Raw genomic sequence first — 20,329 nt, 5'->3', positions numbered from 1 at the left:
TTCCCGCAGAGACTTCTGTCAGCTCGGTAATCAGGGGAGCAGTGCGTGCTGCCGCAAGACCTGCAGTGCCAAGAGCGGCCAACGGTTCTCCATGTCTCCCGGCCCGTCGACGGCGGGGTCGCCCGGGTCGTCACCGACCTGGTGCGGGCCCAGGTGGCGGCGGGACTGCGGACCGTGGTGGCCGCGCCGCCCGGCGGCGAGTTGCACCGGGGCGCCGCCGCGGCGGGCGCCGAGGTGGTCTCCTGGCCGGCCCGCCGCTCCCCCGGCCCGGCGCTCGCCGGTGAGACCGGACGGCTGGCCCGGCTGATCCGGCGGGCCGGCCCGCACCTCGTCCATGCGCACAGCGCCAAGGCCGGGCTCGCCGCCCGTCTGGCCGTCCGGGGCCGGATCCCGACGGTCCATCAGCCGCACGCCTGGTCCTTCGAGGCGGTCGGCGGGACGGCGGCGCGGCTGGCGCTCGGCTGGGAGCGGTACGCCGCGCGCTGGGCGGACCGGGTGCTGTGTGTGAGCGAGGCGGAGCGGCTGCGGGGGGTCGAAGCGGGGGTGCCGGCCCGGTGGGCGGTGATCCGCAACGGGGTGGATCTGGACCGCTGTATGCCCGCGTACCGCGAGGAGGCGACGCGGCGGGCGCTGCGCCGCGACCTGCCCGCGCTCGGCGATCTGCCGCCCGAGGCGCCACTGGTGGTGTGCGTGGGACGGCTGTGCACGCAAAAGGGGCAGCTGTCGCTGTTGCGGGCGTGGCCCGCGGTCGTCGCGGCCGTCCCGGACGCCCGGCTGGTCCTGGTCGGCGACGGCCCGGACCGGGAGCTGCTGCATGCGGCCGCACCTCCCGGTGTGCGTTTCGCGGGCGCGGCACGGGACGCCGTCCCCTGGTACCGGGCGGCGGATCTGGTCGTCCTTCCGTCACGCTGGGAAGGCATGGCGCTGGCCCCTCTGGAGGCGATGGCCTGCGGCCGCCCCGTGGTGCTCACCGATGTCGGCGGGGCCCGCGAGAGCCTGCCGCCCGGGGCCGCCCCGCACTGTCTGGTGCCGCCCACGGATCCGGCCGCCCTGGCACAGGCCCTGTGCGGTCTGCTGACCCGCCCTCAGCTGCGCAAGGCGCTGGGCCACCGCGCCCTGGAGCACATGCGGGCGGCGTACGACGTGCGGCACACCGCGGCGGCGGTCCTCGGGCTGTACCGCGAACTGCTCGGTGTGACGTGCCCGGAGAGCAGGGAGCGGATCAGCAGATGACGACGGAGAGCGCGGACGCGCCCCATTCCGCCCGGGTCCTTCCCCCGTCGGCGGTCCCCCGGCCGACGGCCGCCGCGGTCCACCCGCCCCGCGGGCCGGGCCGGGAGACCCTGCCCCCGCCCCGGCCCGGCCGCGGCGTACGGCGTCGGACCGTCGTCCCGCTGATGGCCGCCGACGGCCTGGCCACCGCGGGCACCGCGCTGCTCGTCCTCGGCACCGGTACGGCGCCGGCGGCACTCGCCGCCATGGTGCTGGGCCTGCTGCTGCTCCACTCCCAGGCCGGTCTCTACCGTCCCGGGCCCGCCCCGAACGTGCTGCACGACCTGCCGGCGCTGCTGGGCCGTGCCGCCGTCTGCTGGTGCGCGGTGGCCGCGGTGCTCGCCGCCGTGCATCCCGGGCAGGCGCTGACCGCCGCCCTGCTGGCGGGTGCGGTGGCGGCGCACACCCTGCTGGTCTGCGGCGGCCGGGCCACGGTCCACCGGGCGCACCGCAACGCCGCCCGCCGCCGGCCGCGCGCCACTCTGATCGTCGGCACCGACCCGGCCGCCCGGCAGCTGGCCGCCGTACTGCACGCCCATCCCGAGTACGGCATGCGCCCGGTGGGCGTGGTCACGCCGGCGTCGCTGCTGCCCGGCGGGCCCGAGGCGCCCCCGGCCCGCGGGAGGCTGCCGCGGCTCACCTCCGCGCAGGACATCAACCGGGCCGTCATCCAGCACACCGTGCGGGACGCGGTGTTCACGCTGTCGCCGTACGGCGATCCGCACACCGCCGCGCTGCTGCGCCGCTTCATCGACCAGGGCTCGGCGATCTGGCTGGCCGGCGCGGCGGCCGCGCGCGAGGGCAGCCCGCCGCATGCGGGCACCGACCAACTGTGGGGCTTCGCCTGCCGGCGGCTGGACACCGCCCCGCCACGGCACGGCGGCCGGTGCAAGCGGGCCCTGGACCTGGCGCTGGCCGGCCCGGCGCTGGTGGTCGCGGCCCCGGTGCTGCTGGGCTGTGCGCTCGCGGTACGGCTCGCCGACGGGCCCGGTGTGCTCTTCCGTCAGGAACGTATCGGCCGGGGCGGGCGCAGCTTCACCCTGCTGAAGTTCCGCACCCTGCACCCGTGCGACGCGCACGAGGAGGCGACGCGGTGGACCGTGGCGGACGACGCCCCGATGAGCCGGGTCGGCCGGCTGCTGCGGCGGACCGCGCTGGATGAGCTGCCGCAGCTGTGGAACGTGCTGCGCGGCGATATGAGCCTGGTCGGGCCGCGCCCGGAGCGCCCCTTCTTCGTCCGGCAGTTCACCCAGGCCTACCCGGAGTACGGCGCCCGGCACCGGATGCCGGCGGGCATCACGGGACTTGCGCAGGTGCACGGGCTGCGCGGCGACACCTCCGTCGAGGACCGGGCCCGCTTCGACAACCTCTATATCGACAGCTGGTCGCTGTGGCAGGACATCCGGATCATGCTGCGCACCGTGGCCTCGCTGGTGCGGCGGGAGGGCGGATGAGCGCGGGTGCGCCGGTGTCCGCGCTGTCGGGGCCGTGGCGTACGGCCGTCCGGTCCTGGGCACCGGCGGTGCACCGGGCACCGCTTCTCCCGGCGACGGCGACCGTGGCGCTGCTGTGCGCACCGGCCGGCAGCACCGAGGTCACGGCGTTCGGCAAGGTCACCCCGGCGGATGTGGCGTCCGCCGTGCTCGTGGTCTGCTGCGCACTCCGTCTGCTGCGGCATCGCGCCCGGCCGCTGAGCCGGACGGCCGCGCTCGTTCTGGGCGCGCCGGTGGCGGGGCTGGCGCTGGCCACCGTCACCTCCGGCGACCCGGCGGCGAGCCTGCCGGGCCTCGTCCGTCATCTGCAGATCTTTGTGCTGGTGCCGGCCGCGCTGCTGCTGACGCTGCGCAGCGCACGGGACTTCCGCGTGATGGCCGGGTCGCTGGTGCTGCTGGCCCTGGTGCAGGGCGCGATCGGTGTCCATCAGTATCTGACCGCGACCGGTGCCTCTTATATGGGGCACGACATCCGGGCGGTCGGGACGTTCGGTCCGCTGGACGTCATGGGGATGGCCACGGTCGTCGGGTACGGCCTGACGGCCGCGCTGGCGCTGGGCCTTGCGCCGGCCGCGGACGCGCCGGGATGGGTGCGGCCGGCCGCCCTGTGCAGCGCGGCGGCGCTGGTGCTTCCGCTGACACTGTCGTTCAGCCGGGGTGCCTGGATCGCCACCGCGGTGGCCGTCGGCGTCGTCCTGCTGCTGGCGGGGCTGCGGGTGGCGGCGGGGGCGCTGGCGGTGCTGGTCGCGCTGGCGGTGGTGCTGGTCGGCGGGGCGGGGGTGGGCTCCGCCCTGCTCGGCGAGCGGCTCGCGAGCATCACCGCGGTCTCGGACGCCCCGGACCGGTCGGTCACCGACCGGTACACCCTGTGGGCCGCCGCGGCCGGTATGTGGCACGACCACCCGCTGACCGGCGTCGGCCTCAAGGAGTTCCCCGTCCACCGCGACGGTCACGCCTCGCTCGGTCTGTCCTCGGGCGGCGACACCGCGGGCGCCGGAGTGGCCTTCCGGCGCGAGCCGTTGCTCTCACCGCACAACATGTATCTGCTGGCCCTCGGCGAGCAGGGGCTGATCGGCGCCACCGCGCTGGTGGGCAGCTGGGCGGCGCTGCTGGTGTGCGGGCTGCGGAGGCTGTGGCGGGTCCGCCGGCGGGCGGTGGCCGGGCGGCGCGTGGGCGCCCCGGACTGTGGCCCGGCGGACTGCGGCCCGGTCGCGATCGGTCTGCTGGTCTGGCAGGCCGTCGACTTCCTCTCGTCCGACATCGGCGGCCCCTCGACGGTGCTGAGCGCGGTGCTGTTCGGGCTGGCCGGCTGGTGGGCGCTGGAGCCCGGTCCGGTACCGGGGCCCGAGGGCGTCGGGACGGCGGCGCGATGAGGGACATGCGGGCACGGGACGCAGGGATGCGGGACGCCACGGCACGGGGCGCGGCCGCCCGGGATGCCACCGCCGGACACGGGGCGGGCGTGGCGGCGCTGCCGGGTCGGACGCCCGCCTCCGTACGCCAGGAGGGCGTCCTCCCCTGCCCCTGCCCGCCCCGCCGTCCCGGCCGTCCCGGACCGCCCGGTGGCCCCGGCCCGCTCGGCCGCGTTCTGGCCCGCGCCGCCGCGATCACCGCGCTGCTGACCGCCGCCGGTTCGCTGTGCGGCCTGCTGCGCGACCAGACCCTCGCGCATCTCTTCGGCGCGGGCCGTGACAGCGATGCGTTCCTGGTCGCCTGGACGGTGCCCGAGACGGCGGCCACGCTGCTCATCGAGGACGCCATGGCGCTGCTGCTGATCCCCGCGTTCAGCCAGGCACTGTCCGCGCGGGCCGAAGCCGCCGACGGCGCCCGCGCGTTGCCGGGCGACGGCCCCGACCCCGTGCGGGCCCTGCTGACCGCCACCTTCCCCCGGCTGTTCGGCGCGCTCGCCTGCGGCTCCGCGCTCCTCGCGCTCGGCGCTCCGCTGCTCGTCCGGCTGCTGGCGCCCGGACTCGCCGCCCCGGCCCCGGCCGTGGCCTGCACCCGGCTGACCGCGCTGACCGTCCTCACCTTCGGTACCGCCGGCTACCTCAGCGCGGCGCTGCGCGCCCACCGCAGTTTTGCCGCACCCGCGGCGATCTACGTGGCGTACAACCTCGGCATCATCGGGACCACGCTGGCGCTGCACTCCGCGTGGGGGGTGCGGGCCGCCGCGGCCGGGGTCGCGCTCGGCGGCGTACTGATGGTGCTCGTACAGCTCCCGGCGTTCGTACGGCAGTTGCCGGGGCGCGAACGACGCCGGCACACCCCCCCACCCCCGAACCCACCCCCCGCCCCCTCCCCCGAAGGGGGAGAGGGGGAGGGGGCGGGGGAGAGCTCCCGGCCCCCGCTCCCCCACTCCCCGCTCCCCCACTCCCCCCTCCTCGGCCTCCCCCTGCTCGCCCCCGTCGTCTGCTTCGCGCTGGGCCGGCAGTCCCAGGTCCTGGTCGAGCGGTTCCTCGGCTCCTCGTTGCCGGCCGGTGCCATCTCGCATCTGAATTACGCGCAGAAAGTCGCCCAGCTGCCGATGGTGCTCTCGCTGATGATCTGCACCGTCACCTTCCCCGTGGTGGCCCGCGCGGTCGCCGACGGTGAGACGGCGACGGCCGGGCACCGGTTGGAGCGGGATCTGACGCTGGCCGGGCTGGTGGTGCTGCTGGGCGGGGCGTATGTGATCGCCTGCGCGCCGCAGATCATCGAAATCCTCTTCCAGCGGGGGGCGTTCACCGCGGCGGACACCGCGGCCACCGCGTCGGTGCTGCGGGTGTACGCCCTGGGGCTGCTCGGCCACAGCCTGGTCGGTGCGCTCATCCGGCCGTTCTTCGCCGCCGCCCGGCCCACCTGGTACCCGGCCGCCGCGATGGCCACCGGACTGCTGATCACCGTCGTGACCGGGGTGTGCGCGGTCCGGTGGTGGGGCGTCCACGGCATCGTGGCCGCCAACGCTGCCGGCATCACGGCCACCGCACTGCTGTTGCTGCGCGGCCTCGGCACCCGGGTCCTCGCCCTGGACGTACGCCGGGTCGCCGCCGGACTCGGGCGGCTGGTGCTCGCCGCCGCCGTGGCCGCGGCGGCCGGTGGCCCGCTCGCGGCGCTGTCCGCCTCGCCGCTGCCCGGCGCGGCGGCCGGTGCGCTGCTGGTACCCGCCGTCTTCGCCGGCACCGCCCTCGCCGTTCGGGCCCCCGAGGTCCGGCAGTTGCTCCTCGCCGTCAAAGGAAAGCTCGCCCATGTCCATTGATCCGGCGCCCTGCCGCGCCGTTGCGCCCGTGCCCGCCGCCCGCCGTGCCCGCCACGGCCGCGGCGCCCCGCCGTGGGTGCTCATGTACCACTCGGTCGCCGAGGCCACCGAGGACCCGTACCGCCTCACCGTCTCCCCCGGCCGGCTGGACCGCCAGCTGCGCTGGCTGCGGGAGCGCGGGCTGCGCGGCGTCGGCGTCGGCGAACTGCTGGGCGCCCGCGCCGCCGGACGGGATGCCGGTCTGGTCGGGCTGACCTTCGACGACGGCTACGCCGACTTCCTGACCGGCGCGCTGCCGCTGCTGCGCCGGCACGGCTGCACCGCCACGGTGTTCGTGCTGCCCGGCAGGCCCGGCGGCGACAACGCCTGGGACCCGCTGGGCCCCCGCAAACCGCTGCTGACCGAGGCCGGTATCCGCGCCGTCGCGGACGCCGGTATGGAGGTCGGCTCCCACGGGCTGCTGCACCAGGACCTGACCACCGCCGACGACACCGCCCTGGCGCGGGAGTCCGCGGCCGGCCGGCGGCGGCTCGCCGAGCTGACCGGGCGGGCCCCGGACGGCTTCTGCTATCCGTACGGCGCCGTCGATGACCGGGCGATCGCGGCGGTGCGCGCGGCCGGCTTCGGCTACGCCTGCGCCATCGACCCCGGCCCGCTGACCGGCCGGTACGCCCTGCCGCGGGTCCACATCGGGGCCGCGGACACCTGCTGGCGGCTGCACCTCAAACGCGCCCTGCACCCGCTGCGGCGCCGTGCGCTGCCCCCCGACGAGACCACCACCCCGGCCGCTACCCCAGGAGGCATCCGGTGAAGGTTCTGCACGTCATTACGGGCCTCGACGTGGGCGGCGCCGAGCAGCAGCTGAGGTTGCTGCTGCGCCGGCTGCCCGCGCACTGCGAGGTCATCACCCTGACCCGTCCGGGCCCGGTCGCCGAGGGCATCGAGGCCGACGGCACCCCCGTCACCCACCTCGGTATGACCGGCAACCGGGATCTGACTGCGCTCCCCCGCCTCGCCGGACTGATCCGCGGCGGCGACTACGACCTGGTGCACACCCACCTCTACCGGGCCTGCGTCTACGGCCGGATCGCCGCCCGGATGGCGGGTGTCCGGACCGTGGTGGCCACCGAGCACTCGCTGGGCGACGCGGTCATCGAGGGGCGCCGGCTGACCCGTGGCGTCCGCACGCTCTACCGGGCCACCGAACGGCTGGGGACGGCGACGGTCGCCGTCTCGGACACCGTCGCCGCCCGGCTGCGCCGCTGGGGCGTACCGGAGGAGCGGATCCATGTGGTGCCCAACGGCATCGAGGCGCACCGTTTTGCCTTCGACCCGGCCGCCCGGGCCCTGGTCCGCACCCGGCTGGGGCTGCCGCTGGACGCGTTCGTGGTCGGCGGCGTCGGCCGGCTGGTGCCCGGCAAGCGGTTCGACGTTCTGGTCCGGGCGGTGACCCAACTGCCGGGTGTGCATCTGCTGTTGGCGGGCGCGGGGCCGGAGCGGGAGATGCTGCGGCGGATGGCGGAACAGTTCGGCTCGGGCGACCGGATCCATCTGCTGGGCGAGCGCGACGGGGCGGTCGACGCCGCGTTCGGCGGGCGAGCGGCGGACCGGCAGGGAACGGACGGGCGAGGAGCCGACGGGGCCGACATCCCCGGCCTGCTCTCGGCCATCGACGTCTTCGTCTCGCCCTCCCCGGAGGAGGCGTTCGGGCTGGCAGTCCTGGAGGCGCTCGGGTCCGGGCTGCATGTGCTCTACGGCAGCTGCCCGGCGGTCGACGAACTGCCCGCCGACCAGGCCCCCGGCGCCCGCCACTTCAGCCTCGGCGTCCATGAACTCGCCACCGCCCTACGGGAGTTGCGGCGTCTGGGACCGGGGCGGCTGCCGGTCCCGCCGGTGGTGCGGCGCTATGACATCGCCCGCAGCGCCGAGGCGCTGATGTCCGTGTACGAGCAGGCGGTGGCCGTCGCCCCGGCGCGGCACCGGAGCCCCGCGGCAGTGCCCCCGCCGCAGGGCCGCTCGGCGGCGCTCCCCGCGGCCGCCGTGTCGCTGCCGGATCCGTCCCGGTCGCCCGACCCGTCCCCGCTCTCGAACAGGTAGGCACCGCCATGGCCACATCCGCGCGGAGAGAGACGCGGGAAGCGCAGGGAGCGGCCGCGGGCGCCGGGAGGGGACGAGGAGCGGCCCTCGGGTCCGCGCCCGGCGCGCGACAGGTGCGCGGGCGCCTCCGGGCCCGGTGGCGCCGGCTGCCCCGCTGGTGGCCACTGCCGCTGTGCGCCCTGCTCGGCGCGGCCGGCGGCGCGGCGTACGGGCTGCTGCAGCCACCGGAGTACGCCGCGACCAGCTACGTCGTGGTGGTCCCCGCCAAGGGCTCCGACCCGGCAACCGCGCTCGGCTTCGCCCAGGCGTACGGCCGGGTCGCGACGAGTGGGGCGGTGCTCGCCGACGCGCACCGGGCCGCGCACGTACCGCTCGGCGCGCTGCGCGGCGGGATCCGCACGATGACCTCGCCGGACGCCCCGATGATCGAGATCACCGGCACCGCACGGTCCGCGCGCACCTCGGCGGTGCTCGCCAATGCGGTGGCCCGTTCGCTGGCCAGGACGGGCAACGAGACCGCCGCCCGCACCGGCGCCGAGCTCCTGGTCTTCTCCCGCGCCTCGGCCCCGACCGACCCGGCCTCGCCGTCCGCGCCGCTGTCCACCGGGGTGGGGGCCTGCGCGGGCGGTCTGCTGGGCGGTCTGCTGCTGCTCGTTCGGCCGTCACGGGAGCGGCAGCGGACGGGGCAGGCCGGGGCGGTTCCGGCACCGGCGCATGCCGCGGCCGCCTCGGGGGCCGTACCGGCGGCCGAGGACTCCGTGCGATGACGGCCCGGCGGACCGCGGACCGGGCGCCCTCGACGGTGCCGGCCCCGGCGCGCCGGCCGGCCCGCCCGGAAACCGCCGGGGCCGCCGGAGCCGCCGGGCGCCCTGAGGCCACCACGGCCGTGCCGCTGTCGACGACGCTGTGCCGGGACCCGGAGCGGTTCGCCGCGCTGGCCGCCGACTGGCGGGCGCTGCACCGCAACTGCCGGGCCGCCACCCCGTTCCAGAGCCACTCCTGGCTGTCGTCGTGGTGGCTGTCGTACGGGACGCCGGGACGGCTGCGCATCGTTCTGGTGCGCCGGGCCGGGCGGCTGGTGGCGGCGGCGCCGCTGATGCTGACGTACCGTCCGCTGCCGGTGCTGGTGCCGCTCGGCGGCTCCATCTCGGACTTCTCCGACGTCCTGCTGGACGACTCCTGCCCCGGCCCGGCGGCCGAGGCGCTCGCCGCCGGGCTGCACCGGGCGGCCCGCGGTGCCCTGGTGGATCTGCGCGAGGTGCGGCCCGGCGCGGCCGCCGAGCGGCTGTACGCGGCCTGGCCCGGCCCGCGCCGCAGGCTCGACGACTCGGTCTGTCTGGAGCTGCCCGGGGTGCCGATGGACGAACTGCTGGGGCGGCTGGCCGGCTCCCGCGCCCGCCGGGTCCGCGCCAAGCTCCGCAGGCTCGACGCGCTGGGCGTCGAGGAACACTCCGTACCGGCCCGGGAAGTGCCCGCCTCGGTACACCACATGCTGTATCTGCACGGGCTCCAGTGGCAGGGCCGGGGCGTGACACCGGAGCATCTGCGGCCCCGGTTCGCCGCTCATCTGGTCCGCGCCACCCGGGAGATGGTCGGCAGCGGTGAGGCGGTGCTGACCGAGTACCGGATGGACGGCCGGGTGATGGCCGCCGACATCATGCTGATGTCCGCCGACCTGGCCGGCGGCTATCTCTTCGGCGCCCACCCCGAACTGCGCGACCGGAAGGTGGACATCACCACCATGCTGATGCGCCATGACGCCCGCCATGTCGTCGACACCGGCCGCGGCGCGCTCAGCCTGCTGCGCGGCACCGAGCCGTACAAACAGCACTGGCGCCCGGTGCCGGTGACCAATCAGCGGCTGCTGCTGTCCCGGCGCGCGCTGGCGCCGGCGCTGCGGTTCCACGCGGCGCAGGTGACCGGCCGGGCGCTGGCCGCCGACGTGGTCCGCGAACGGCTGACCCCGCTGCACGGGCTGCGGGCGCGGCTGAACACCTGGCAGGCGAAGGGCGCGACCAGGCGATGACCTTCCGGTGCACGGGCCCGCGGCGATCCGCCGCGCCGGGCTCACCCCTTCTTGGCGAGCGGCCGGTGGATCGTGTCGACGCGCAGGCCCGCCCCGCGGACGCCGGACGGGCGCGCGATGCGCTCCCCGAGGCCGACGGGAACACAGTCCGGCCGGGACGGCGACGGGGCGGGAGCCGGCGTGGGCGCCGGGACGGTAGTGGGCACCGGCGTGGCCGGCGGGCCGTCGGGCGGCGTGGGGGCCGGGGTGGGCGCGGGCAGGCCGTGCAGCGCCGCGCGAAAGGCCCGGGCGGCGCGCGGATTCTTCCGGCACTGCCACACCCCGTGCGGGCAGTAGTCGGTGATCGTCTGGTAGAGCGGTCGGTGCTCGGCGATCCAGGCCAGCATGCGCGTGACGAATTCGGCATTGTCGCCGTTACGGAACAGTCCCCATTCCGGGTACGAGATCTGCTTTTTGTGCGCGGCCGCGAAATCCGCCTGAGCCTGGAGCCCGTACGGCTGGTGAATCATCTCGTCGAAGGTCTCCCCGGCCGGCTGGTCGTAGGAATCCATGCCGATGATGTCCACCGCCCCGTCGCCGGGGTAGCACGCGGTCCAGCCGATCGCATCCACCCCGCGGGACGGCGCGAAATCGAAACGGAATGCCTGTCCGGGCACCGAACGCATCGCGGTGACGATCCGGTTCCAGTACACCTTCCAGGCGTGCGGATCGGGCGCACAGCGATGGGTGTAGGTGATGCCGTTCATCTCCCAGCCGAGGGTGATCACGGTGTCCGGCACCCCTGCGTCGACCAGATGCCGGGCCAGCGTGCGGAAATGCCCGTCGAAGCGGCCGGCCGCGGCCCGTTGCAGCAGCCGGCGCACCTCGGCATCCGGCAGCCGCGCCTCGTTGCGCGCCATCATCGGCACGTTCAGCACGAACATCCGGCCGGCCGCTGCGCGCCGCCATTCCGTCCAGGGGCGCAGGAATTCCGGCTCTCCCTCGATGTCCGCCCAGCGACCGCCGGGCAGATAGGTGTGGCCGACCCGGACCTCCGTACCGCCGAGCCAGCGCTGCAGACCGGTCAGCCGCCGCACGCCCTGCGCGTCGGATCCCAGGAAGGCGCCCAGCGCAACCGGCGCGAGCGGAACGTCGGCGGCGGGCGGCGGTCCGGGATTCCGTCCCTCCCCGGTACCGCCGTTGCGGTCGGTGGCGGAGACGAAATGGCCGGCGGCGAGCAGACACATCGCGATCGCCCCGAGCGCGGCACCCGTCAGTCTCCGGCTTCGCTGGGACATTCTGACTCCTTCGGGGACGCCCGCGGTCCGGCGCGCTGATCCCACGACGGTAATCAGCAGATAACCCGTACGGGCGGCCCGAACGCATTCGGATAGCCCATTAGCGAATTCCGTCCCCCACACGGTCCATGGAAGTGAAGGGCTCCGCGCCATGTCATCGTTCGACACCGATGTGCCCGTACTGCTGCTCCGGCTCGATACCAACCCCTTTCACCACGGCACCCTCGGCGCGGTCAGATCCCTGGGCCGGGCGGGAATCGAGGTGCACGCCGTGGTCGCATCGGCGCGCGGCCCGGTGGGCCGGTCGCGGTATCTGCACCGGATGTACGAACTCCCGCCCGGACCGGTGGCACACGGCCCGCTGCTGGACTTCCTGCGCACGGTCTCCGAGGGCATCGGCAGGCCCGCCGTCCTCATCCCCCTGGACGACCGGGGCGCGATCGCCGCGGCCCGGCTCGCCGGCCGGTTACTGGGCCGCTATCTGCTCCCCGCCCAGCCCGCCGACCTGCCCGAGCGGCTCGCCGACAAGGCCGAACTCGCCCTGCTGTGCCGGGAACTGGACCTGCCGCACCCGGCGACCGCCGTCCCCGCCGACGCCCAGCAGGCCGCCGACGCGGCGGGGGAACTCGGGCTGCCGCTCGTCGCCAAGTGGAGCCGGCCGTGGCTGCTGCCCCCGTCCGCCGGGCTGCGCAGCACCACCTTGGTGCGCACCCGTGACGACGCCCGCCGGCTGTACGGGCTGACCGAACGCGCCGGCAGCGCCCTGCTGTTGCAGCGCCGGCTGGCCGGCGGCCCGGACACCGACTGGTTCTTCCACGGCTGCTTCACCCGCGGCGGCGCCTGTCTGATCGGCGGCTCGGGCCGCAAGGAACGCGCCTGGCCGCGCGGTACGGGCCTGACCGCGGTCGGCCGCTGGCTGCCCAACCCCCAGGTCGAACGGGCCGCGCTGCGGCTGGCGGGGCATCTGGACTACCGCGGCATCCTCGACCTGGACTTCCGCCGGGACGCGCACGGCCGCTATCACCTCCTCGACTTCAACCCCCGGCCCGGCGCCCAGTTCCGGCTCTTCACCGACCCGTCCTCGGGGCTCGATGTCGTCCGGGCACTGCACCTGGATCTCACCGGCCGCACGGTGCCGTTCGCGCGCGGCGCCCCGGGGCGGCTCTTCCGCGCCGAGAACTACGCCCTGCTCTCCGCCGTCGCCACGGCCTTCGCCGAACGCCCCGCGGCCCGCCCGCCGGGCACCGCACGGGTCCGGCGCCAGGGGGTGGAGCGGGCGTGGTTCGCCGCGGACGATCCGCTGCCGTTCCTCGCCATGACCGGATCGTGGCTGCACAGCGGACTGCGCAAGGGCGCGCACCGCAGGCGCACCACCCCACCGGACAGCACCACCCTCCCCTCCCGCCCGGAGCCCGCCCAACCGCTCGGGGCACCCCAACGGCCTTGAGGGGCGGAGGAACCGCACCCCCGAAACGCACCGCCCCGCACAACCCGCACCGCACAACCCCGCACCGCACAAAGAGAAAGAGCAGGGACCTTCCATGTACGACCTCGTGGTGGTGGGCGCCGGCCCCTACGGACTCTCGATCGCCGCGCATGCGGCGGCGGCCGGACTGCGGCTGCGGGTCCTGGGCCGGCCGATGGCCTCCTGGCGCGACCACATGCCCGACGGCATGCTCCTCAAGTCCGAGCCCTGGTCCTCCAACCTCTCCGACCCGGACGGCGGCCACACCCTGGCCGACTACTGCGCCGCCCACGACCTGACCGCCGAGCACGGCGTTCCGCTGCCCCTCGACACCTTCACGGCGTACGGCAGATGGTTCGGCGAACAGGCGGTGCCACAGGTCGAGGAGGTCACCGTCACCTCCGTACGCCCGGCCGGTGACGGCTTCCACGTCGAGACGGACACCGGCGAGCGGATCGCGGCCCGGACCGTTGCGCTCGCCGTCGGTGTGATGCCGTTCGTCAACCGCCCCTGGCCGCTGCTCGAACTGCCCCCGGACCTCGCCTCGCACAGCAGCGACCACCGCGATCTGCGCCGTTTCTCCGGCCAGGACGTCGCCGTGATCGGCTCCGGCCAGGCCGCGCTGGAGACCGCGACCCTGCTCGCCGAACAGGGCGCCCGGCCCCGCATCGTGGCCCGCGCCGACCGGCTGCGCTGGAACGGCCCGCCGCAGCCGCTGGAGCGCGGCCGGCTGCGCGCACTGCGCGACCCGCACTCCGGGCTCGGCACCGGCTGGCCGAGCTGGATGTGGTCGGAGGTTCCCTGGGCGGTGCGCCGGCTGCCCTCGGCGACCCGGGTGCGTATCGCCGAGACCGCGCTGGGCCCGGCCGGCGCCTGGTGGCTGCGGGAGCGGTTCGAGCCGGCGGTGCCGGTCCTGCTGGGCCACCGCGTCCGGGCGGCGACCCCTCAGGACGACGGGGTGCGGCTCCACCTCACCCATACGGACGGCAGTACCGAGACCCTGGACACCGGGCACGTGGTCGCGGCCACCGGATTCACCACCGACCTCGGGCGGCTGCGGCTGCTCGTCCCCCAAGTGCGCACCACACTGCGGACGGTGGGCGGCAGCCGGGCGCCCGAACTGAGCCCCGGCTTCGAATCGTCGTGGCCCGGGCTGTTCTTCGCGGGGCTGCTGACCGCCCCGTCGTTCGGCCCGTCGATGCGCTTCGTGCACGGCGCGGCCTTCACCGCGGCGCGGCTGCTGCGCGGCGTACAGCGCCGGCTCGGCGACCGGCGCGGCGCCACCACCATCCCCCGCCCGGCGAGGGACAGCGCACCGGCCGCGCAAGGGACGTAGGGCGCAGACGTCCAGCACGTGTAGGGCGCAGGCGTCCAGCACGTCAGGGGTCGTCCGGCACCGGCCGGGCGGCCCCTGTCCGGCTCACTGGCAGCGGTCGACGGCCTCGATCGTGCGGGCCGCCTCGCCGAGTGCCGCGCGCAGCACGGCCGGGTCGGTGGCGGCGGCACCCGCGCCCTCCGGGGGCACCAGCCAGCCGGTGCCGGTCACCGGCGGCTCCACAGGTGACCCTTCACCGCACAGCGCACCCAGCGCGAGGCCCCGCCCGGAGGTCTGGGTACACGCGCTGCCCGGCACGTCCCAGCCTGCGGCGGTACCCGCGGGCACCAGAAAGCCGAGGGTGTCGCAGGGGCCGTCGTGCAGCACCGGGCCGACGCCGTCCCGCAGCCGGAGGATGTCGACGGCTTCCAGCCCCTGCCGGGCGGGCACCGTCACGAGGTCGCACGACTGCTCCGGTACGGCCGGTGCCCCGTCTGCGACGGCCTGGCCCGCGGACCCGTTGCCGCCCCTGCTCACGCCGGTCTCCCACACGGGGAACCCCTCCTCCTGCACGCACCGGACCCTTTACACCGACTTCAACGGTCAGGCGTGTCAACAGCTACGGCGGCGTAACGCTGCAAAGGATGGCAGTTCATGGCAGATCGTGCGCGAGATATCCGATTTGTAGCCAAACTGTGCGTATCGGAGCCATCACAGCCGGTACGGTCATCCCGCCGCACCGCCAGGAGGCGGCATCGCCACCTGATGGCACGGAGAGGGCACGGAGAGGGTCCGCCATGGCGTCGCCAGCAGCAAGTTCAGCGTCGTCCCGCACCGTACCCGTCCGCCCGAACCTCGCTTTCCGACAGCTGCGCGGCCGGCTGTCGCCAGGCGAGTTCGCGGCGGCGGTCCGACGGTCCGCCCGTGAGATCGGTGAGCAGGTCTCGTGCGACGCCCGCTATGTGGGCCGCGTCGAGTCCGGGGAGATCCGGTGTCCGAACTACGCCTACGAGCGGGTGTTCCGGCACATGTTCCCGGGGTTGACGCTGCCCGACATGGGCTTCGCGCCGCGCGAGGCGGTACGCGGACGGGGGGCGCGTACGGCGGCGGTCAGCGCCGCGCCCCTGGCAACCGACCCCGACCACCGCGATACCCGTATCCAGATCTTTGAGGAGAGCGACGTGCTGCGTCGCGCGTTCATCACCGGCGGCCCGGCAGCGGCCCTGGGCTTTGCCGCCCTGCATCCCATCGAGGCCGCTGCCGCCGCCCCGCCCGCCCATGTCCCTGGCCCCCGTGTACCGGCCGGCGGCCGGGCCGGTGCCGCCGAGGCCGCCGCCGTCGAGGAGGCGGTCCGTCAGATCAGACTGCTGGACGACCGGCACGGCGCGGAGGGCATCTACCGCCGCGCCACCCAACCGCTGCGCGCCGCCTACGAGTTGCTGGACGCGGGCGTACAGCGGCGCTCGGTGGCCGACCGGCTGCACGCCGGGGCGGGTGAACTCGCCATCACCGTGGGCTGGTTGGCGCATGACTCGGGCCGTTTCGGCGACGCCCGCTCGCACTACGCGGAGGCGCTGGCCACCGCCCGGGTCTGCGGCGATGCCGGCCTGGAGGCGCACGCCTTCTGCAATACGGCCTTTCTCGCCCGCGACGCCGGCCGTCCGCGCGAGGCGGTGCGCGCCGCGCAGGCCGCGCAGCAGGCCGGCAAGCATCTGGCCTCGCCGCGGCTGCTGTCGCTGCTGGCGCTGCGTGAGGCGGGCGGCTGGGCGGGGCTGGCGGACCGCTCCGGCTGCGAGCAGGCACTGGTCCGGGCGGAGCGGCTGTTCGCGGGCGGGCCGCGGGACGGCGACCCGGAGTGGATGACGTTCTACGGCGAGGCCGAACTCGAAGGCCTGCAGGCGCAGTGCTGGTCGGCCATGGGCGAAGCGGGGCGCGCGGTGGAACACGCGCGCCGCGCGGTAGCGCTGCAGGACCCCCACTTCACCCGCAACATCGCCCTGTTCACCGCGGAGCTCGCGGGCGACCTCGCGGCCAGCGGTGCGCCCGAGGAGGCCGCCGCGGCCGGGGTCCGGGTGCTGACGCTGCTGACGCAGGTCCGTTCGGCCCGTATCCGTACGATGCTCGACGGCACGGCCCGTACGCTGCGGGCGCATCGCGACTGCGGCGCGGTCGCCGACTTCCTGGAGCGGCACGCGGCATCGGCCGCCTCCGAGGACGGGACACCGGTCCCGGACTCCACCTGCTGACGGAGCTGGGCCGGGCGGTTCCGCAGCGGTTTCGGCTGCCTCGGCCGGGCGTTGTGCCCACCGGGCGTCCCCCAGCCGAGGTGCCCGGTGGAGCACCCGCCGACGCACCCAAGGGGGCACCCCCGGCCGAGGCGCCCGGTGGAGCCCCCCGACGTACCCGGTGAAGCCCCCAGCCGAGCCGCCGGCGGAACACCCCGGCCGCCGCCCGACGGAAAAGCTTCAGCCAAGATGCCCGGTGTCGTTCCAGCGCTCGATCGCCGGCTCGCCGTAGGCCCAGCCGAGCACCGACAGGGAGGTCGGCTCCAGCCGGATCCGGGCGCCGAAGGAGATGTCCAGGCCCAGCCAGCGGGCGCCCAGGGCGCGCAGGATATGGCCGTGCGCGAAGACCAGCACATCGCGGTCGGCCGACCGCGCCCAGCCGACGACCTCGTCCGCCCGCGCGGCGACCTCGGCGAGCGTCTCGCCGTCCGGCACTCCGTCGCGCCAGATGAGCCAGTCCGGCCGCCCCGACTTGATCTCGGCCGGCGTCAGACCCTCGTACGCGCCGTAGTCGAACTCCATCAGCGCGTCCCACTGCTGCGCCCGGTCGCCGAAACCTGCCAGCTCACAGGTCTCCTTCGCACGCACCAGAGGGCTGGTGCGCACTTCGACGCCCGGCAGGCCGTCCCAGGGGGCGCGGTGCAGCCGCTCGCCCAGCAGCTTGGCGCCGCGCCGGCCCTCGTCCAGCAGCGGGACGTCCGTACGGCCGGTGTGCCTGCCGGACAGGGACCACTCGGTCTGCCCGTGTCTGGCCAGGAAAATGCGCGCTGCCATGGTCGTACCTCTCGCCGACTTCTCGGCTGGTCGTTGCTCGGTGCGGGCGGCGTTGACCGCGGGCTTTCCATCATCGCGCATCGGGTCGATTTGTCCCCGGGCGGGAGGCCGTCACGCCGCTGACCGGGGATGCCGCCCTCCCGGCAGGCAGGGGTGCGGTCCGTCCTGGGCCGCCCGGGACGTGCTGCCGTACGGGGTGGGGCGCGCCGGGAGCCGCCGCGGCCGGAGGCCGGTCCGTGGGTGGTCGCCCCGCATGTCAGTGCCGGATGCGAGACTTCGGCGGGTGAACGTCTTCCGCGACAGTCGACCCGCGTCGGCCGCCCCCGTGGCGCAGCAGCCAACGGCGACGCCGAGCCTGCGGCATCGGCTCACCGAGCTGCGCGGCCCCGGCGTACGTCCCCGCTCTCTCGACGCCCGCGCGCTCGCCGCGCTGGCCGCCAACCCCGGCTGCCGGCGCCGTGCGCTGCTGGACGGCGCCGGCGTCGACAAGGGCGCGCTGGCCCAGGCGCTGGGCTCGCCCGCGGCGTACGGCCGGTCCCAGTTCGCCATCGTCCGCGGCAATGCCTTCGAGTCCCGGGTGAAGTCCGACGGCGGCACGGAGTTGCTGCGCCTGCTGCACGAGCGGCTGGCGCCCGGCACCCCGCCGCCCGCGCCCGAGGAGATCGCCACCCCGGATCTGTCCGCGGCCGGCCCCGAGGGCCGTACGGCGCGTACGGCACTCGCGCTGCGCGAGGCGACCGCGGCCGGCGGCTGGGCGCTGCTCGACCATCCGATGCTGGCCGTCGAGGTGGCCGGCTCACCCGCCTATGTGGAGCCGGATGCGGTGGTGGTGCATCCGGACGGCAGCTGGACGGTCGTCGAGATCAAGTCCTTCCCGATGATCGACGGTTCGGCGGACGCCGCCAAGGTGGGCGCCGCGGCGCGGCAGGCGGCGGTGTACGTCCTGGCCCTGGAGCCGGTGGCCCGGCACGTCGGCGCGCGCACCGGCCGCGCGGTCCCAGTCCACGACCGGGTGCTGCTGGTGTGCCCGAAGGACTTCTCCAACCTCCCCACGGCCGCCGCCGTCGACGTCCGCAAGCAGCTGGCCACGACCCGGCGGCAGCTGACCCGCCTCACCCGGGTCGAGGAGATCGCCGCCGCCCTCCCCGCGGGGACCACCTTCGACCTCCGGCTCGCGGACGACGGGAAGACGGCGACCCGAGCACCCGAGGAGCTGGCGGCGGCCGTCGAGGCGGTCGATGCGGCCTACGCCCCCGAGTGCCTGGCCGCCTGCGAGCTGGCCTTCCACTGCCGTCAGCGGTCCCGTCAGGACGGCGCGGTGGAGGTGCTGGGGCGCGGCGTACGGGGCGAGTTGGGCGGGCTGCACACCATCGAGGAGGTGCTGGCGGCGGCCGGGAAGGAGTCCCCCGCGGACCCGGACGACCCGGCCGTGGCGGCGCTGCGCCGGGCCGCCGCGCTGCGCGCCGAGGCGCTGGCCGGCGCCGCCGTGCCGGGACCGCGGACGGAGGAGCTGGGATGTCGCTGATCGAGACGCTGGCCCGGATGGAGGCGGTCGCCGCGGGCCGGGCGCGGCCCCGGTGCACGGTCCGGCACCGCCATCTGTCCGAACGGCCGCTGGTCCTCGTCCCGCTGACGACCGCGGGTGAGGCCGGTGCCCCGCTGGGCGCGCTGGTCGGCACGGACCGCGAGAAGCCGGTACTGCTGGCCGTTCCGCAGCCGCGCGACCGCGATCTGCGGTTCGCGTTCCTCGCCGAGCTGGCGGAGACGGTGCTGCCCTATGTGGACGGCTTCGCGGACGCCATCGAGTGGGAGGAGCGCAAGGAGACCGACCCGGAGACCGGCAAGAAGGTCCCGGTGCAGGTCGAACTGTGCGCGGACGCACCCCAGTTGATCGTGCCGAGTGCCGCCGGTATCGAATTCGTACGGCTGCTGGGCCGCTCGATGCGGTTCCGGCGGACGGCCGAGCAGGAGCCGGAGACCCCGTACCCCGCGCCGCCGCATGTCCCGCTGCTGGGCCGCTGGCTGACCCATTTCGGCGAGCGGGCGCGCGTCCCGGGCGCGAGCCTGCTGCTGCCCATGACGGGTCTGCTGACCCGCCACTGGGCGAGCGGCCAGAGCGTGCTGGAGGACCAGCATCTGGGCGCGCTGCTTGCCTGGATCGACCCGCCGCCGGGGATGTCCGGCCGGGAGGCGGCCGAGCGCGCGGAGTCGGCGCGTGACGCGGACGGGCAGCTGCTGTGCCCGCCGGCCGGCCCGGCCACCGACCCGGCGTTCGACAACCGGCTGCTGGCCCCGGCGATGGCCCGCTACGACGCCGGGCTGCCGGGCGCCGAGGACGCGCTCCGCGCCCTGGTCGAGGGGCAGTTGCGGCCGGCCTGGGACGCCGTCTGGCACGGCCTCGACCTGCTGCGGTCGCTCCCCGTCGGCGCCCGGGTCCCCGACCGCTGGAAGCGTGACCGCTGGTCGTTCACGGCGCACCGGGACCGGGTGCGCGCCGGGGAGCCCCCGCAGCCCAAGCAGGACGACGCGGTCACCGCCGCACAGAAACTGTCCGCGCGGGAGACGGCGCAGGCCCAACTGGACGCCCAGGAAGCCCTGGACGACCCCTTGGTGATGGCGGGGCGCCGGCTGGCCGGCGAGGCGTTCCAGGGCACGGTCACCGCCGTCGAGATGGCCTTCTCCGAGGGCAAGCGGCCGATGCCGCGCCCGCTGGTCACGCTCCGCACGGCCGACCGCCCGCAGCTGTCCGAGGGCGGCAAGCTCTACCGCCCCTTGCCGGAGGGCAGGACCCAGACCGCCGAATACGTGGCGCCCGTGACCGAGGAGCCGGGTGCGCTGGTGGTGCGGCTGACGGGCGGGATGGGGCGCGGCAAGACACCCGAGCCCGGTTCGGTGCCGGAGCCGGACGAAACGGTGTGCTGGACGCTGTTCGAGCACGCCCCGCGCGGCGGCCCGGAGCTCCCGGACCCCGAGGACACCCCGTGGACCCACGGCGGCCCCCCGCCCGGCCCCGCGGACGCGCCGCACCACACCCCCGACCCCGTGACCACGGAGGACTTCCTGTGACCTGCGCCCGGCACTCGACCACCC

Annotated in this window: 16 protein-coding genes; 13 read left to right on the top strand and 3 right to left on the bottom strand. The window is 75.7% G+C overall.

Going from position 1 to position 20,329, the window contains the following annotated elements:
• Window positions 1-45: 45 nt before the first annotated feature.
• The 8 genes from ACWGI6_RS33480 (at window position 46) to ACWGI6_RS33445 (ending at window position 10,123) form a co-directional block, all read left to right on the top strand.
• Window positions 46-1,233: a glycosyltransferase family 4 protein gene (locus ACWGI6_RS33480; protein ID WP_453270994.1), complete on the top strand. Its 1,188-nt coding sequence runs from the start codon at window positions 46-48 to the stop codon at window positions 1,231-1,233.
• Entirely contained in the window at window positions 1,230-2,726 is a 1,497-nt protein-coding gene (locus tag ACWGI6_RS33475) for a sugar transferase (protein ID WP_453270993.1), read from the top strand. The genes ACWGI6_RS33480 and ACWGI6_RS33475 overlap by 4 nt, the downstream gene beginning before the upstream one ends.
• Window positions 2,723-4,138 (top strand): O-antigen ligase family protein, encoded by a 1,416-nt coding sequence (locus tag ACWGI6_RS33470; RefSeq protein WP_453270992.1) that lies wholly within the window; start codon window positions 2,723-2,725, stop codon window positions 4,136-4,138. Before ACWGI6_RS33475 ends, ACWGI6_RS33470 begins: the two co-directional genes overlap by 4 nt.
• A gap of 5 nt (window positions 4,139-4,143) precedes the next feature.
• The gene (locus ACWGI6_RS33465; RefSeq protein WP_453270991.1) at window positions 4,144-6,000 is read left to right on the top strand and encodes a lipid II flippase MurJ; all 1,857 of its coding nucleotides are present in this window, start codon (window positions 4,144-4,146) and stop codon (window positions 5,998-6,000) included.
• Window positions 5,990-6,811: a polysaccharide deacetylase family protein gene (locus tag ACWGI6_RS33460; protein WP_453270990.1), complete on the top strand. Its 822-nt coding sequence runs from the start codon at window positions 5,990-5,992 to the stop codon at window positions 6,809-6,811. The genes ACWGI6_RS33465 and ACWGI6_RS33460 overlap by 11 nt, the downstream gene beginning before the upstream one ends.
• Window positions 6,808-8,097 (top strand): glycosyltransferase, encoded by a 1,290-nt coding sequence (locus tag ACWGI6_RS33455; protein ID WP_453270989.1) that lies wholly within the window; start codon window positions 6,808-6,810, stop codon window positions 8,095-8,097. The genes ACWGI6_RS33460 and ACWGI6_RS33455 overlap by 4 nt, the downstream gene beginning before the upstream one ends.
• 113 nt (window positions 8,098-8,210) lie before the next feature.
• Window positions 8,211-8,864 (top strand): lipopolysaccharide biosynthesis protein, encoded by a 654-nt coding sequence (locus tag ACWGI6_RS33450; protein ID WP_453270988.1) that lies wholly within the window; start codon window positions 8,211-8,213, stop codon window positions 8,862-8,864.
• On the top strand, window positions 8,861-10,123 hold the full coding sequence (locus ACWGI6_RS33445) for a GNAT family N-acetyltransferase (protein WP_453270987.1): 1,263 nt from the start codon (window positions 8,861-8,863) through the stop codon (window positions 10,121-10,123). The genes ACWGI6_RS33450 and ACWGI6_RS33445 overlap by 4 nt, the downstream gene beginning before the upstream one ends.
• Before the next feature lie 41 nt (window positions 10,124-10,164).
• Here ACWGI6_RS33445 and ACWGI6_RS33440 read toward each other — a convergent pair whose 3' ends face one another.
• Window positions 10,165-11,400, bottom strand: a complete 1,236-nt coding sequence (locus ACWGI6_RS33440; RefSeq protein ID WP_453270986.1) for a glycoside hydrolase family 26 protein — start codon at window positions 11,398-11,400, stop codon at window positions 10,165-10,167.
• A gap of 151 nt (window positions 11,401-11,551) precedes the next feature.
• Here ACWGI6_RS33440 and ACWGI6_RS33435 point away from each other — a divergent pair, with 151 nt between their 5' ends.
• The gene (locus ACWGI6_RS33435) at window positions 11,552-12,847 is read left to right on the top strand and encodes a carboxylate--amine ligase (protein WP_453270985.1); all 1,296 of its coding nucleotides are present in this window, start codon (window positions 11,552-11,554) and stop codon (window positions 12,845-12,847) included.
• A 94-nt stretch (window positions 12,848-12,941) separates the two neighbouring features.
• Entirely contained in the window at window positions 12,942-14,201 is a 1,260-nt protein-coding gene (locus ACWGI6_RS33430; protein WP_453270984.1) for an NAD(P)-binding domain-containing protein, read from the top strand.
• A gap of 84 nt (window positions 14,202-14,285) precedes the next feature.
• Here the strand turns inward: ACWGI6_RS33430 and ACWGI6_RS33425 are convergent, their stop codons facing one another.
• Window positions 14,286-14,732: a hypothetical protein gene (locus tag ACWGI6_RS33425; protein ID WP_453270983.1), complete on the bottom strand. Its 447-nt coding sequence runs from the start codon at window positions 14,730-14,732 to the stop codon at window positions 14,286-14,288.
• 245 nt (window positions 14,733-14,977) lie between these two features.
• Here ACWGI6_RS33425 and ACWGI6_RS33420 point away from each other — a divergent pair, with 245 nt between their 5' ends.
• Entirely contained in the window at window positions 14,978-16,426 is a 1,449-nt protein-coding gene (locus ACWGI6_RS33420) for a tetratricopeptide repeat protein (protein ID WP_453270982.1), read from the top strand.
• A gap of 219 nt (window positions 16,427-16,645) precedes the next feature.
• Here the strand turns inward: ACWGI6_RS33420 and ACWGI6_RS33415 are convergent, their stop codons facing one another.
• Window positions 16,646-17,239: a histidine phosphatase family protein gene (locus ACWGI6_RS33415; RefSeq protein WP_453270981.1), complete on the bottom strand. Its 594-nt coding sequence runs from the start codon at window positions 17,237-17,239 to the stop codon at window positions 16,646-16,648.
• 283 nt (window positions 17,240-17,522) lie between these two features.
• Between ACWGI6_RS33415 and ACWGI6_RS33410 the strand changes: the two genes are divergently transcribed.
• Together ACWGI6_RS33410 and ACWGI6_RS33405 are read left to right on the top strand one after the other, a co-directional pair.
• On the top strand, window positions 17,523-18,764 hold the full coding sequence (locus ACWGI6_RS33410) for a hypothetical protein (protein ID WP_453270980.1): 1,242 nt from the start codon (window positions 17,523-17,525) through the stop codon (window positions 18,762-18,764).
• Window positions 18,755-20,305 (top strand): hypothetical protein, encoded by a 1,551-nt coding sequence (locus tag ACWGI6_RS33405; protein WP_453270979.1) that lies wholly within the window; start codon window positions 18,755-18,757, stop codon window positions 20,303-20,305. The genes ACWGI6_RS33410 and ACWGI6_RS33405 overlap by 10 nt, the downstream gene beginning before the upstream one ends.
• Window positions 20,306-20,329 lie beyond the last annotated feature (24 nt).

Source organism: Streptomyces sp. NPDC054786 (assembly GCF_053611685.1).
This window is presented reverse-complemented; position numbering and strand designations above follow the sequence as displayed.